Genomic DNA, 12,754 nt, shown 5'->3' with positions numbered 1-12,754 from the left:
GGTCAGTCTCGCCCCCTCGAATACTGATTAAAACACCGGCAATCTGAAAACTTTTCGATACTTTCGAGACTGGCCCGACTTCCTCTTCGGTATGTCACAGTAATGCCTGATTGTTCCGCCTGCTACAGTGATCAAGTTCACACTAAGCAAATTTATTTTGAATTTTTCCAATCGAATAGATCAGGTCCCGCCTGTTCAAGCAGTTCCGCCGCCATTTCGCGGGCCATCTCAGGCCCATCCTTGACGGGGCCGGTCATATCTCTGCTGGCGGTTTCCGTTCCGTCCGGGCGCAGCACTTCGCCCCGCAACCTTAGGGTGTCGCCGTCCAGTTCGGCAAGGCCGGCGATCGGGGTTTCGCAGGACCCGTCCAGCGCAGCCAGCAATGTGCGTTCGGCCGCCAGGCGGTATCCCGTTTCGGTATGATGAATCGCTTCAAGCATTTCGGCTGCGCGCATGTCGTTGCTGCGCCGTTCGATGCCGATGGTACCCTGCGCGATTGCCGGCAGCATGTCGTCAGGAGAGATGGCGCTGGCCGGAACCTCATCCATTCCCAAACGGCGAATGCCTGCCATTGCCAGAAACGTGCAATCGGCAACCCCGTCTTCAAGCTTTTTCAGCCGTGTCTGCACATTTCCGCGAAACTCGACCACTTTCAGATCCGGCCTCCGGTTCAGCAGCTGTGCACGGCGTCGCAAAGACGAGGTGCCCACCACGGCGCCTTCGGGCAGATCGTGGATCGAGCCCAATCGCGGAGAGATGAAGGCGTCGCGCACATCCTCGCGCGGCAGGAACGTGTCCAGGACCAGCCCTTCGGGTTGTTCAACGGGCATGTCCTTTGTTGAATGCACGGCGATGTCGATCTCGGCGCGCAGCATCGCCTCTTCGATTTCCTTGGTGAACAGGCCCTTGTTGCCGATTTCCTTCAGCGGGCGATCCGCGTCGATCATGGCGCGATTGTCACCGGTCGTCTTGATCACCACGATTTCGAACGCATCCTGTGGCAGATCGAACGCATCGCTCAGGCGCTGGCGCGTTTCATAGGCCTGAGCCAGAGCCAGTGGCGAACCACGGGTGCCGATTCTGAGGGGCGATGCGGGGGTGGGCAGGGTCAAAGTCATGTGCACAGCTTTAGTCGCGTCACATTGCCCTGACAATGGGGGCTGAGCTTGACAAATTGCCGCCGAAGGACGACCCGTTGCCAAAACCTGAATGCTGGGGGCGAACATGGCCGAGACAAAGAAACTGCTGCGGGCGCTGGCGGGCGAAGTACAGGATGTGCCGCCGATCTGGATGATGCGTCAGGCGGGTCGGTATTTGCCGGAATACCGGGCCACACGTTCTCAGGCCGGGGATTTCCTGTCACTGTGTTACAATCCTGAACTGGCAGCAGAAGTTACCTTGCAGCCAATTCGGCGATATGGGTTCGATGCGGCGATCCTGTTTGCCGACATCCTGCTGGTTCCACAGGCGCTGGGGGCTGACCTTTGGTTCGTGACCGGCGAAGGCCCGCGTTTGTCCACCATCACGCAGCAGGCCGAGTTTGATGCGTTGAAACCGGTTGACGCGATTCACGAGACATTGTCACCGGTTTACGAAACGGTGCGCATTCTGTCGCGGGAATTGCCGTCCGAGACCACCTTGATCGGATTCGCAGGCGCGCCGTGGACAGTTGCCACATACATGATCGCAGGGCGCGGCACGCCGGATCAGGGTCCCGCCCATGCGCTGCGCGAAGGTAATACTGCTTTGTTCGAGGCGCTGTTGGATCGCATCACCGCGGCAACGATTGAATATCTGTCCGCTCAGATCGACGCCGGGGCCGAGGTGGTCAAGATATTTGACAGTTGGGCGGGGTCTTTGAAGGGCGAAGCTTTCCGCAAATACGCGGTCGAGCCGTGCCGGGTGATCACGCACGCCATCAAGGAACGCCATCCCGGCATCCCCGTGATTGGATTTCCGCGGGAAGCAGGCGACGGGTACATAGGGTTTGCAAGGTCGACCGGCGTGGATTGCGTGGCGCTGGACAATTCCGTGTCGCCCGAATGGGCAGCTGAGAAGGTGCAGATTGATGGCTGTGTGCAAGGCAATCTGGCATCGTCGCACATGGTTACGGGCGGGCAGGCGCTGGTGGATGAGACCCGGCGCATCGTGCACGCATTCTCCAAGGGGCCGCATATTTTCAACCTCGGCCATGGGATCACACCGGATGCAGATCCTGAGAATGTTCAGCTGATGATCGACACGGTGCGCGGCGGGTAGGGCGCGTGGGAGGGGGCCAGCCCCCTCTTGGCCGCTGGCCAATTCACCCCCGGGATATTTCCGGCCAGATGAAGCGTGCGTCAGGTGCTTTCGGGGGCTTGGAGGTCGCTCAGGATCTCGGTTGTGTGCTGGCCACGGCCCGGGCTGGGTTTCGGATGCCATTGGTGTGTGGAGAAGCGTGGGGCGGCGGCGGCCTGTAGGGTGCCGTCTGTCTTGCGCCAGGATTGACGGGCCGCATTCATCGGATGGGCTGCGGCCTCGTCGGGGCTGAGAACCGGGGCGACGCAGGCATCTGACCCGTCGAACAATTTGGCCCAATGGTCGCGCGGTCTGGATGAGAAGATCTCGGCCAGGCGCCGGGTCAGGTCGGGCCAGAACTTGCGGGTGTATTGTTGTTGGAACGCCGGGTCATGGGACAGGCCCAGGATTTCCAGAAATCGGGCGTAGAATTTTGGTTCGAGGCATTGGACCGAAACAAATCCACCATCCGCGCAGGCGTAGGTTCGGCTCCAATGCGGGCCGTCCAGCAGGCTTTGGCCGCGGGTCTCGGACAGGTTGCCGGTTTGGCGCATCGTCATCAGCAGGTTCATCATATGGGCCGAGCCGTCGTAGATGGCGGCGTCAACCACGGTGCCTTTTCCGGTTCTTTGCGCGTTGATCAAACCTGCCAGGATGCCCGCAAGAAGGTACATGGCGCCTCCGCCGATATCGCCGACCAGGGTTGCCGGGGTTTGAGGCGGCTGATCCGGGAGAGAGGCGTACCAGAGCGCACCGGACAAGGCGATGTAATTCAGGTCATGTCCTGCCGTGTCGGCCAGCGGACCATCCTGCCCCCAGCCTGTCATGCGGCCGTATATCAGTTTTGGGTTGCGGGTCAGGCAAAGATCCGGGCCAAGACCCAGCTTCTCCATCACGCCGGGGCGAAAGCCTTCGATCAGTGCATCCGCCGTGTCAATCAGGCGGCGGGCGGTCGCCAGATCTTCGGTATCCTTCAGATCAAGCGCGATCGATCGTTTGCCGCGGTCCAGAAGCGAGCGGTCCGGCATGCCCGGTGTTACTGCCTGGCCTTTGCGATGGATCGTGATGACGTCGGCGCCCAGATCAGCAAGCTGCATGGCGGCAAAAGGGCCGGGGCCCAGCCCTTCGATTTCGACAATACGTATTCCATTCAGCATCAGCGCCCTCCGTTGTGGCAGAGTTTGCGGGTGGGTTGACGGATTGCAAGTTGGAATTGAGCATGGTCCTGACAACCACTAGAAAATGCGCAGCACGTTGTGCGGAATTGCCCTGTTACAGGCTGGTTCCGCGCGATAGGGTTTCGGTCGGAACGGGGAACGGATATGACGACCATTTTGTCCATCAAAGATCTTCGCAAATCTTACGCCGATGGGTTCGAGGCGCTGAAGGGTGTGTCTCTGGATATTGAAGAGGGTGAGATACTTGCGCTTCTGGGACCAAATGGCGCCGGGAAGACAACCCTGATTTCGACGATTTGCGGGATAACAAACCCGACCTCGGGGGTGGTCACGGTTGGTGGACATGACATCCAGTCCGACTATCGCGCAGCGCGCAGGATGATCGGGCTTGTACCGCAAGAGATCGCGTTGGAACCCTTTGAAAAGGTCTGGAACACGGTTCGGTTGTCGCGCGGGCTGTTCGGCCTTGGCAAGGACAACGCGCGGATCGAAGAGATTCTGCGCAAGCTGTCCCTATGGGACAAGCGCAACAACGCGATCAAGGAATTGTCCGGGGGCATGAAGCGGAGGGTGCTGATCGCCAAGGCCCTGGCCCATGAACCCCGGGTGCTTTTTCTGGACGAGCCAACTGCCGGAGTGGATGTCGAGTTGCGCAAGGACATGTGGGAGCTTGTGGCGGAACTGAAACGGGACGGTGTCACCATCATTCTGACCACACATTATATTGAAGAAGCAGAAGCAATTGCGGATCGCATTGGCGTCATCGACAAGGGAGAGCTTTTGCTGGTGCAGGACAAGGCCACACTCATGTCGCAGATGGGTAAAAAGCAGATCGAAGTCATGCTGACCGAACCCATCGATCGGATCCCCGACAGTCTGGCCAGCCACAATCTTGCCCTCAATGGCGCGGGGGATTGCCTGATCTATACCTACGACACCCATGCGGATCGTACCGGCATAACGACCTTGCTGAATGACGTGTCCGAGGCCGGGTTGGTGTTGCGCGACGTGCAGACCAGACAATCAAGCCTGGAAGAGATTTTCGTCAATCTGGTATCCGGAGAGGCCGCATGAACTGGACCGCGATCGCTGCCATCTACCGGTTCGAAATGGCCCGTTTCTTTCGCACTCTGGCACAGAGTTTTCTGTCGCCGGTTCTGTCAACTTCGCTTTATTTCGTGGTGTTTGGCACTGCCATAGGCAGCCGTATCCAAGAGGTCGAGGGCGTTTCATACGGTGCGTTCATCGTGCCGGGGCTGATCATGTTGTCGGTGGTGACATTGTCGATTTCGAACGCGTCGTTCGGGATTTATTTTCCCAAGTTTCTGGGCACCATCTACGAACTGCTGTCCGCTCCGGTCAATTTCATCGAGATCGTGATCGGATATGTCGGTGCCGCCGCAACGAAGGCGTTGTTTGTTGGGTTGGTGATATTGGTCACAGCGACGTTTTTTGTCGATATTCGGATCGAGCATCCATTCGCCATGGCGGCGTTTCTGATCCTGTCCTGTCTCAGCTTTTCGTTGCTGGGATTCATCATCGGTATCTGGGCCAGCAACTTCGAACAGATGTCGCTGGTGCCGCAGTTGGTGGTAACGCCACTGATCTTTCTGGGGGGTACGTTTTATTCGATTTCTATGCTGCCCCCGTTGTGGCAGACCATCACGCTGTTCAATCCCGTGGTCTATCTGATTTCGGGTTTCCGCTGGTCCTTTTACGGGCTGGCAGATGTGCCGATCGTTTTCAGCCTTGTTGCAATCGTCGCTTTTACAGGGCTGTGCCTGGCGGTCATCGGCTGGATATTCAAAACCGGCTGGCGCATTCGCAGCTGACCCTCGCCAAGGCGTTGCATTTTTGCCCGCCGGGTGTGGGAATTTGGTTCACGTCGCGTTTAACGCCGGCAGAGTCCCTTGTTTACGGGTTGGGGGCACTCTACATCGGCACCCATGAAGCTCAGCCTGCCGTTTGTAAAAAAGCACCCTTGCGTGGCCGTTGTCCGTTTGTCCGGTTCCATTGGAATGGCCGGTCCCGGATCCTTGAACGATACCACCCTGGCCCCGGTTCTCGACAAGGCGTTTCGAAAGGGAAAACCTGTGGCTGTCGCGCTCGAGATCAACTCTCCGGGCGGGTCGCCCGTACAAAGTTCTCTGATTGGCGCCCGAATTCGGCGTTTGTCGCAAGAGCTGGACGTGCCCGTGATCGGGTTTGTCGAAGATGTTGCGGCATCCGGAGGGTATTGGCTGGCTGCCGCTGCGGATGAGATCTGGGCCGATGACAGTTCGGTTCTTGGCTCGATCGGAGTCATTTCGGCAGGTTTTGGCGCGCATGTCTTTCTGGCGCGGCAGGGGTTCGAGCGGCGGATCCATACGGCGGGCAAATCGAAATCGATGCTGGATCCCTTCTCGCCGGAAAAGAAAGAGGATGTAGCGCGCCTGCAAGGGCTGCTGAGCGATATCCATGAAAACTTCATCGCGCATGTCAAAGCCCGCCGGGGTGACAAGCTGGATCAAACGGCCGATCTGTTCACGGGTGAAATCTGGCTGGCGCGTCGTGCGCACGAACTGGGTTTGATCGACGGTATCGCCCATCTGAAACCCAAGATGCAGGAGCGCTTTGGCGACAAGGTCAAGTTCCGCCGTTATGGCGTGCGAAAACCGATCTGGTCGCGGTTCGGGGCCAGCCTGGCACAGGATGCCATTGCCGGATTAGAGGAGCGTGCGGCCTACGCGCGTTTCGGTTTGTGACGTGATCATCAAGGCTGTCACACTTTTTCTGATCGGCATGGGCGTCCTGGCGATGTTCGGAAAACTGCGCTTTCCGGGGCAGAAGAAACTGAGTTCGGCCAAGTGTCCGCGCTGCGGACGGTTTCGCATAGGCAAAGGCCCCTGTGCCTGCGAAAAAGGAGGTCGGACTTGATCACCACTTGGCTGCTGTCAGGTCTTGGGCTGTTGATCCTGCTGCTTGCAGGCGATGCGCTTGTGCGCGGCGCAGTGAACCTGAGCCTGCGTCTGGGTGTTCCGGCGTTGATCGTCAGTCTGACGATTGTGGCCTTCGGCACGTCGGCACCCGAGTTGCTGATCGCCATCAGCGCAGTGAAAGAGAACGCGCCCGGTATTGCGCTGGGCAACGTTGTAGGATCGAACACGGCCAACATCCTGTTGGTTCTTGGCCTGCCCGCATTGCTGGCGACGATTCACACCAGTGAATGCAACAGCCGCAGGAATTACGTCTTCATGCTGCTGGCGACGGTTCTGTTCATCGGGCTGGCTTTTTGCGGCACATTCACCTTCTTCAGCGGTCTGATCCTGCTGGCGGCGTTGAGTCTTGTCCTGATGACTGCCTTTCGTGAGGCGAAAGCACATCGCAAGGCCTGTGGTGAGGCTTGCGCCGATGACGACGAGCTTGAAGGCTTGGAAGAAGCTGACCCTGACATGCCCTACTGGAAGGTGTCGATTTACCTGATCCTGGGGTTGGTGGGGCTTCCGATGGGTGCTCATTTGCTGGTGGACAATGCGACCGTCATTGCAAGAACCTATGGGGTCAGCGAAACGGTCATCGGCCTGACCCTGATCGCGGTTGGAACCTCTTTGCCCGAACTGGCGACGACGCTTATGGCGGCATTGCGCAGACAGGCCGATGTCGCGTTGGGCAACGTGATCGGTTCGAACATGTTCAACCTTCTGGCCATCATCGGGATCGCAACCTGGTTCGGACGCATTCCGGTCGATCCGGAATTCCTTCGGTTCGACCTGTGGGTCATGCTGGGCTCGTCACTGCTGCTGGTTCCGTTTGTATTCCTCAAACGCGACATCTCGCGCGTCTGGGGGTTGGTGTTGACTTTCCTTTATGTGCTTTATGTCATCGTATTGCTGGTGTGATCTGACCAAACGAGGTGAAGCATGACCCGAGCTTTAGTCACCGGCGCCGGTATTCGTCTGGGCCGGGCCATGGCACTGTATCTGGCGGATCGTGGTTTCGATGTGGCCGTGCATTACGCCTCATCCGAAGGCCCGGCGCAGAAGACAGCGTCCGAGGTACGGGCCCTGGGCCGAAAATCCGTGACCCTGAAGGCCGATCTGCTGGATGAAGCTCAGGTTCAGGCGCTGCTGCCCAAAGCGGCCGAGGCGCTGGGCGGGCCGATCACCTGTCTGGTGAACAACGCATCGATCTTCGAATACGACAACATCCGCACGGCAACCCGGCAAAGCTGGGATCGACATCTCGACAGCAACCTGCGCGCGCCCTTTGTGCTGACGCAGGCCATGGCAGATCAGGGGCTGAGCGCTGGCGCAGATGAGAATGGCGAACCGCTTGCAACCGGCCTCATCGTCAACATGGTGGACATGCGTGTGCGCAAACTGACACCCGAGTTCATGTCATACACCATCGCAAAAATGGGTTTGTGGGCACTGACCCGAACGGCGGCGCAGGCATTGTCTCCGACGATCCGCGTCAATGCGATCGGGCCGGGCCCCACGATGCAGGGCCACCGACAAAGCGAAGAGCATTTCCAGGCACAGCGTTCAAATACCGTTCTGGAACGGGGATCCAACCCGTCTGACATAACCGCAGCGCTTGGGTATTTTCTGGATGCACACGCGGTCACCGGACAGCTTTTATGTGTGGACGGCGGTCAGCATCTGGGTTGGAAAACTCCGGATGTTCTGGGTGTAGAATAAGTAATTTTGCTGCAAGTTTTGCACCGCTCTCAATTCTGTTACATGTGCGTTACAAAAATGTCTTTTTTTTCATACACTTGCTAAGTATGCAAAAAAATATCCTTTAAAAACAAGTCCTTGATAAGTTGCCTATTTTTTGTGCAAGTAAAGGAAAGGGCAAGGAAACAAGGGGATTTCCGATTTTCCGGAATTTTATCTTCACACTTATCCACAGAAACCGTGGATTTGTTTTCTCTTGATCTGAAAGGCATGAGATTGCAGCCATTGCCAGAGAATCATATCTCAGGATCATGACCAGCGACAGCGAATCATCCCCTACCGGCTATGCCTGCATTCAGCGCTATGTGAAAACGCTGGACAGTTCTCCGGGTGTCTACCGCATGCTCGATGCAGACAGCCGGGTTCTGTATGTCGGCAAAGCCCGAAATCTCAGGGCACGGGTGTCGAATTACACACGGCCGGGTCATTCGGGGCGGATCGAAAAGATGATCGCCGCGACGGCCTCGATGATGTTTTTGACCACGCGAACCGAGACCGAGGCCCTGCTGCTGGAGCAGAACCTGATCAAGCAGCTCAAGCCGAAATACAATGTATTGTTGCGGGATGACAAAAGCTTTCCGAACATACTGGTCGCCAAGGATCATGACTTTCCGCAGATCAAGAAACACCGAGGGGCGAAGAAGGAAAAAGGTGCCTATTTCGGCCCCTTCGCCAGTGCCGGTGCGGTGAACCGGACGCTGAACCAGTTGCAAAAAGCGTTCCTGCTGCGCAACTGCTCGGATTCGATGTTCGACAGCCGAACGCGGCCATGCCTGCTGTATCAGATCAAACGGTGTTCCGGGCCCTGTGTCGGCCTGATCTCGGAACAGGATTACCGTGAAAGCGTTAAGGACGCTGAACGCTTTCTGTCGGGTCGCTCGACCAAGGTACAGGAGGAACTGGCCGAGCAGATGATGGCCGCGTCCGAGGCGATGGAGTTCGAGCGCGCCGCCGGTCTGCGTGACCGCATCCGGGCGCTGACGCAGGTGCAGACCTCTCAGGGCATCAACCCGCGCGGTGTGGCCGAGGCGGACGTGATCGGCCTGTATATGGACAGCGGTCAGGCCTGTGTGCAGGTGTTTTTCATCCGTGCGAACCAGAACTGGGGCAACAAGGATTTCTATCCGCGCGTCGGGCCGGATGTTTCACCTGCCGAGGTGATGGAGGCCTTTCTGGGCCAGTTCTACGACAACAAGGAACCGCCGCGGCAGCTGATCCTGTCGGACGGAATCGAAAACGTGGATCTGATGCAGCAGGCGCTGGCCGAAAAAGCCGGGCGCAAGGTCGAAATCCTTGTGCCGCAGCGTGGCGAAAAACAGGAACTGGTTGCCGGTGCCTTGCGCAACGCACGCGAGGCTCTGGCCCGCCGCATGTCGGAAAGTGCCACGCAGGCCAAGCTGCTGCGCGGGCTGGCCGAGGCGTTCGAACTGGACGGTCCGCCGGGACGGATCGAGGTCTACGACAACTCTCATATCCAAGGCACCAATGCTGTCGGCGGTATGATCGTTGCGGGCCCCGAGGGATTCATGAAGAACGCTTACCGCAAGTTCAACATTCGCGGTGATGACCTGACACCGGGTGACGACTTCGGCATGATGAAAGAGGTGCTGAACCGCCGCTTCACCAGATTGCAAAAGGAAGACCCGGACCGCGACAAAGGGCTGTGGCCCGACCTTCTGCTGATCGATGGCGGTGCCGGGCAGGTAAGCGCGGTGCATCAGATCATGGTCGAACATGGGGTCGAAGACATTCCCATGGTCGGCGTCGCCAAAGGGGTCGACCGCGATCACGGCAAGGAAGAGTTCCACCGGATCGGCCAGCGCCCCTTTGCGCTGAAACGCAACGACCCTGTTTTGTATTTCATTCAACGCTTGAGGGATGAGGCGCACCGGTTCGCCATCGGCACCCATCGTGCGAAACGCGCCAAGGCCGTGGGTGCTACGCCTTTGGATGAAATCCCAGGGGTAGGGGCTGCGCGCAAGCGTGCTCTGTTGGCCCATTTCGGCAGCGCCAAAGCCGTCAGCCGGGCCAATCTGGCCGATCTGAAAGCGGTCGAAGGGATCTCGGCCGGGTTGGCGCAGAAGGTTTACGACTTCTTCCACGACAAGGGCTAGGCGCGCCGACCCCGCGACAGGATATAGAGGCCCGACGCGACGATCAGCGCGCTGCCGATCCACATGGTAGGGTCCAGGCTTTCACCGAACATGGCCACCCCCAACCCGATGCCGAACAACAGCCGGGTGTATCTGAACGGGGTCACGGCAGACACTTCACCCGTGCGCATGGCCTTCATCAGCGACGCATAAGCCATTACCCCCATCAGCACCGCCCCGGTCAGGTGCAGGCTTGTGTGCACGCTGAGTGAGACCATCGGCGCGCCTTCCCAAAACCGATAGGCCACGCCGGCCACGATGATGCTGAGGAAGCCGTAAAACCCCAGGACTTCGGTTCCAAGCGTGGCAGGGGCTGCACGGCTGGCCAGATCACGCCCGGCAAACCCCAGCATTCCCAGCACCGCCAATATCGACAACAGCGAAAAACTGTCTCCGGTGGGTTGCAGGATGACGACGACGCCGATCATGCCGACAAAGATGGCGCTCCAGCGCCGCCAACCCACTGTCTCGCCGAAGAACAGCGCCGCGCCTGCAACAACGACCAGAGGCGTGGCTTGCAGAATCACAGTGGCCGAAGACAACGGAGTCAGTGCGATGGCCAGAACATAGAACAACCGACCAAAGACCTCGAACAGCACCCGAATTTTCATCGGGCGGGACAGAACGTCAGGGTGCAGCAGCCGCTGCCCGCGCGCCATGGCCACCGCGGCAAATACCACGGACCCGCCCGCGCCGAAAAGAACCAGAACCTGCCAGATCGGCAGCGCGGCTGAGGCGGCTTTCAGCAACGCATCCTCCAGCGCAAAACCGGCCATCGCGGCGACCATCCAGAGGCTGCCGATCATGTTTGACCGTGTGTCGGTTTGAATATGCGCTGTCATCTGGTACTTTCCGGCTGGGCTTGCGCGGCAATCTGACCTTAAAGCCGGGAAAGGCCAAGAGGTACTGTTCTGAGACGTCAGGCCTGCGGCGCTTTGACCAAGCGATTGTGAGTGATGAAGTTTTTTGCCTGATTGGCTTTTCTGTTCCGGACCAGCAATATAGGGTCCAAGCCATGAAGTGGAATTTACCCAATCTCCTGACTGTGCTGCGCCTGCTGGCCGCGCCCGGACTGGCTGTAATGTTTCTGTATTTCACCCGTCCCTATGCGGACTGGTTTGCACTGATCCTGTTCCTGACAGCGGCGATTACCGATTGGTTTGATGGGTATCTGGCCCGCGCATGGAAGCAGGAGACCAAAATCGGAGCGATGCTGGATCCGATCGCCGACAAAGCCATGGTAGTGATCGCGCTTATGATCCTTGTGGGCTATTCGACCGAGCACTGGACACCGTGGCTTGTCCTTCCTGCAACCGTGATCCTGTTTCGCGAAGTTTTTGTCTCGGGCCTGCGGGAATACCTGGGCGATGTGGCCGGCACGCTCAAAGTCACCAAACTGGCGAAATGGAAGACCACGGCCCAGATGGTCGCCATCGCGGTTCTGTTTTCGCAGGGCATCTTTGAACACTATGCCGTGATGGCGAGTTTTGGCATGGATGCCGAGCTGGTCGAGCAGATCATTGCGGGGCAGGTCGAAGACGTGAACCACCTGCGCCTGAATGTCGATGGTATGTACTGGGCCGGTCAGGTCGGGCTGTGGCTGTTGTGGATCGCAGCAACGCTTACATTGATCACTGGCTATGATTATCTACGTAAAGCCATGCCTCATCTGAAGGAGAGCTAACCGATGGATGTTCTGTATTTCGCCTGGGTGCGCGAACGCATCGGCTTGCCAAAAGAAAAGGTCGAAACGCAAGCGGCCACGGTCAGCGACCTGGTGGCTGAACTGAGCGCTCGGGAAGATCGCTATGCCGCGGCGTTTGCCGATTTGTCCGCCCTTCGCGTCGCGTTGGATCAGGAACTGTCAGATTTCGATGCTTCGCTGGCAGGTGTTCGGGAAGTTGCGTTTTTCCCACCTATGACGGGCGGTTGACCGATGCGGATCGCGGTTCAGGAAGAGGCATTTGATCTGGGGGCCGAGGCCAATGCCTTTGCCGCCGGGGATGATGCCAACGGTGCCATCGTTACTTTCACCGGCGTTGTGCGTGACCTTGCAAGCGGTGATCTGGATGTGATGGAGATCGAGCACTATCCCGGTATGACCGAACGTGCCCTGACCAAGATCGCCCAAGAGGCGCAGGCGCGTTGGGCATTGGGCGATGTGCTGGTCATTCACCGTTTTGGACGTCTGGCACCGGGCGACAAGATCATGATGGTGGCCACGGCGGCGCCCCATCGCAAGGACGCGTTCGAGGCGGCCGAATATCTGATGGACTACCTGAAATCCCGCGCGCCGTTCTGGAAAAAGGAAATTACCCGTTCCGGCGCCGAATGGGTTGCGGCCAAAGATCAGGACGAAGACGCTCTGACCCGTTGGTAGCGTCGCGCGGCCATCGCGGTGGTTCTGGGACCCGAGCGAGTTCAATTC

The 12,754-nt window shown here is 58.4% G+C and carries 13 protein-coding genes; 10 read left to right on the top strand and 3 right to left on the bottom strand.

Going from position 1 to position 12,754, the window contains the following annotated elements; all coding sequences use genetic code 11:
* Positions 1-152: 152 nt before the first annotated feature.
* Positions 153-1,118 carry a hydroxymethylbilane synthase gene (hemC, locus tag AC2FF8_RS16650; protein WP_496880248.1) on the bottom strand — a complete coding sequence of 322 codons (966 nt, stop codon included), beginning with the start codon at positions 1,116-1,118 and terminating at the stop codon, positions 153-155.
* Positions 1,119-1,224: 106 nt separating this feature from the next.
* On the opposite strand from hemC, the gene hemE reads away from it, so the two are divergent.
* On the top strand, positions 1,225-2,259 hold the full coding sequence (gene hemE, locus AC2FF8_RS16645; RefSeq protein ID WP_496880247.1) for a uroporphyrinogen decarboxylase: 1,035 nt from the start codon (positions 1,225-1,227) through the stop codon (positions 2,257-2,259).
* Between the two features lie 80 nt (positions 2,260-2,339).
* On the opposite strand, the gene AC2FF8_RS16640 is transcribed toward hemE, so the two are convergent.
* The gene (locus AC2FF8_RS16640; RefSeq protein ID WP_496880246.1) at positions 2,340-3,434 is read right to left on the bottom strand and encodes a CaiB/BaiF CoA transferase family protein; all 1,095 of its coding nucleotides are present in this window, start codon (positions 3,432-3,434) and stop codon (positions 2,340-2,342) included.
* A gap of 165 nt (positions 3,435-3,599) precedes the next feature.
* Between AC2FF8_RS16640 and AC2FF8_RS16635 the strand changes: the two genes are divergently transcribed.
* The 6 genes from AC2FF8_RS16635 (at position 3,600) to uvrC (ending at position 10,287) form a co-directional block, all read left to right on the top strand.
* A complete protein-coding gene (locus tag AC2FF8_RS16635; RefSeq protein ID WP_496880245.1) occupies positions 3,600-4,529 on the top strand; it encodes an ABC transporter ATP-binding protein in 930 nt (309 codons plus the stop codon).
* Positions 4,526-5,287 (top strand): ABC transporter permease, encoded by a 762-nt coding sequence (locus AC2FF8_RS16630; RefSeq protein ID WP_170346264.1) that lies wholly within the window; start codon positions 4,526-4,528, stop codon positions 5,285-5,287. The genes AC2FF8_RS16635 and AC2FF8_RS16630 overlap by 4 nt, the downstream gene beginning before the upstream one ends.
* Before the next feature lie 114 nt (positions 5,288-5,401).
* Complete coding sequence (locus tag AC2FF8_RS16625) at positions 5,402-6,199, top strand: S49 family peptidase (protein ID WP_170346265.1); 798 nt, start codon at positions 5,402-5,404, stop codon at positions 6,197-6,199.
* 171 nt (positions 6,200-6,370) lie between these two features.
* Complete coding sequence (locus AC2FF8_RS16620; RefSeq protein WP_170346465.1) at positions 6,371-7,333, top strand: calcium/sodium antiporter; 963 nt, start codon at positions 6,371-6,373, stop codon at positions 7,331-7,333.
* 21 nt (positions 7,334-7,354) lie between these two features.
* The gene (locus tag AC2FF8_RS16615) at positions 7,355-8,134 is read left to right on the top strand and encodes an SDR family oxidoreductase (protein WP_496880244.1); all 780 of its coding nucleotides are present in this window, start codon (positions 7,355-7,357) and stop codon (positions 8,132-8,134) included.
* Positions 8,135-8,424: 290 nt separating this feature from the next.
* Complete coding sequence (gene uvrC / locus AC2FF8_RS16610; protein ID WP_480683527.1) at positions 8,425-10,287, top strand: excinuclease ABC subunit UvrC; 1,863 nt, start codon at positions 8,425-8,427, stop codon at positions 10,285-10,287.
* On the opposite strand, the gene AC2FF8_RS16605 is transcribed toward uvrC, so the two are convergent.
* Positions 10,284-11,168: a DMT family transporter gene (locus tag AC2FF8_RS16605; protein WP_496880243.1), complete on the bottom strand. Its 885-nt coding sequence runs from the start codon at positions 11,166-11,168 to the stop codon at positions 10,284-10,286. The genes uvrC and AC2FF8_RS16605 overlap by 4 nt on opposite strands.
* A gap of 173 nt (positions 11,169-11,341) precedes the next feature.
* Here AC2FF8_RS16605 and pgsA point away from each other — a divergent pair, with 173 nt between their 5' ends.
* Genes pgsA through AC2FF8_RS16590 form a run of 3 tightly spaced genes read left to right on the top strand, consistent with a single transcriptional unit; the run spans position 11,342 to position 12,706 of the window.
* Entirely contained in the window at positions 11,342-12,010 is a 669-nt protein-coding gene (gene pgsA, locus AC2FF8_RS16600; RefSeq protein ID WP_170346269.1) for a CDP-diacylglycerol--glycerol-3-phosphate 3-phosphatidyltransferase, read from the top strand.
* Positions 12,011-12,013: 3 nt separating this feature from the next.
* Positions 12,014-12,259 carry a molybdopterin converting factor subunit 1 gene (gene moaD / locus AC2FF8_RS16595; protein ID WP_010443581.1) on the top strand — a complete coding sequence of 82 codons (246 nt, stop codon included), beginning with the start codon at positions 12,014-12,016 and terminating at the stop codon, positions 12,257-12,259.
* A gap of 3 nt (positions 12,260-12,262) precedes the next feature.
* Positions 12,263-12,706 carry a molybdenum cofactor biosynthesis protein MoaE gene (locus tag AC2FF8_RS16590; RefSeq protein WP_170346270.1) on the top strand — a complete coding sequence of 148 codons (444 nt, stop codon included), beginning with the start codon at positions 12,263-12,265 and terminating at the stop codon, positions 12,704-12,706.
* Positions 12,707-12,754: the final 48 nt, after the last annotated feature.

The organism is Ruegeria sp. YTSA144, assembly GCF_059610125.1.
Note: the sequence above shows the minus strand (reverse complement) of the source record. Positions and strands in the feature narration are given on the sequence as shown.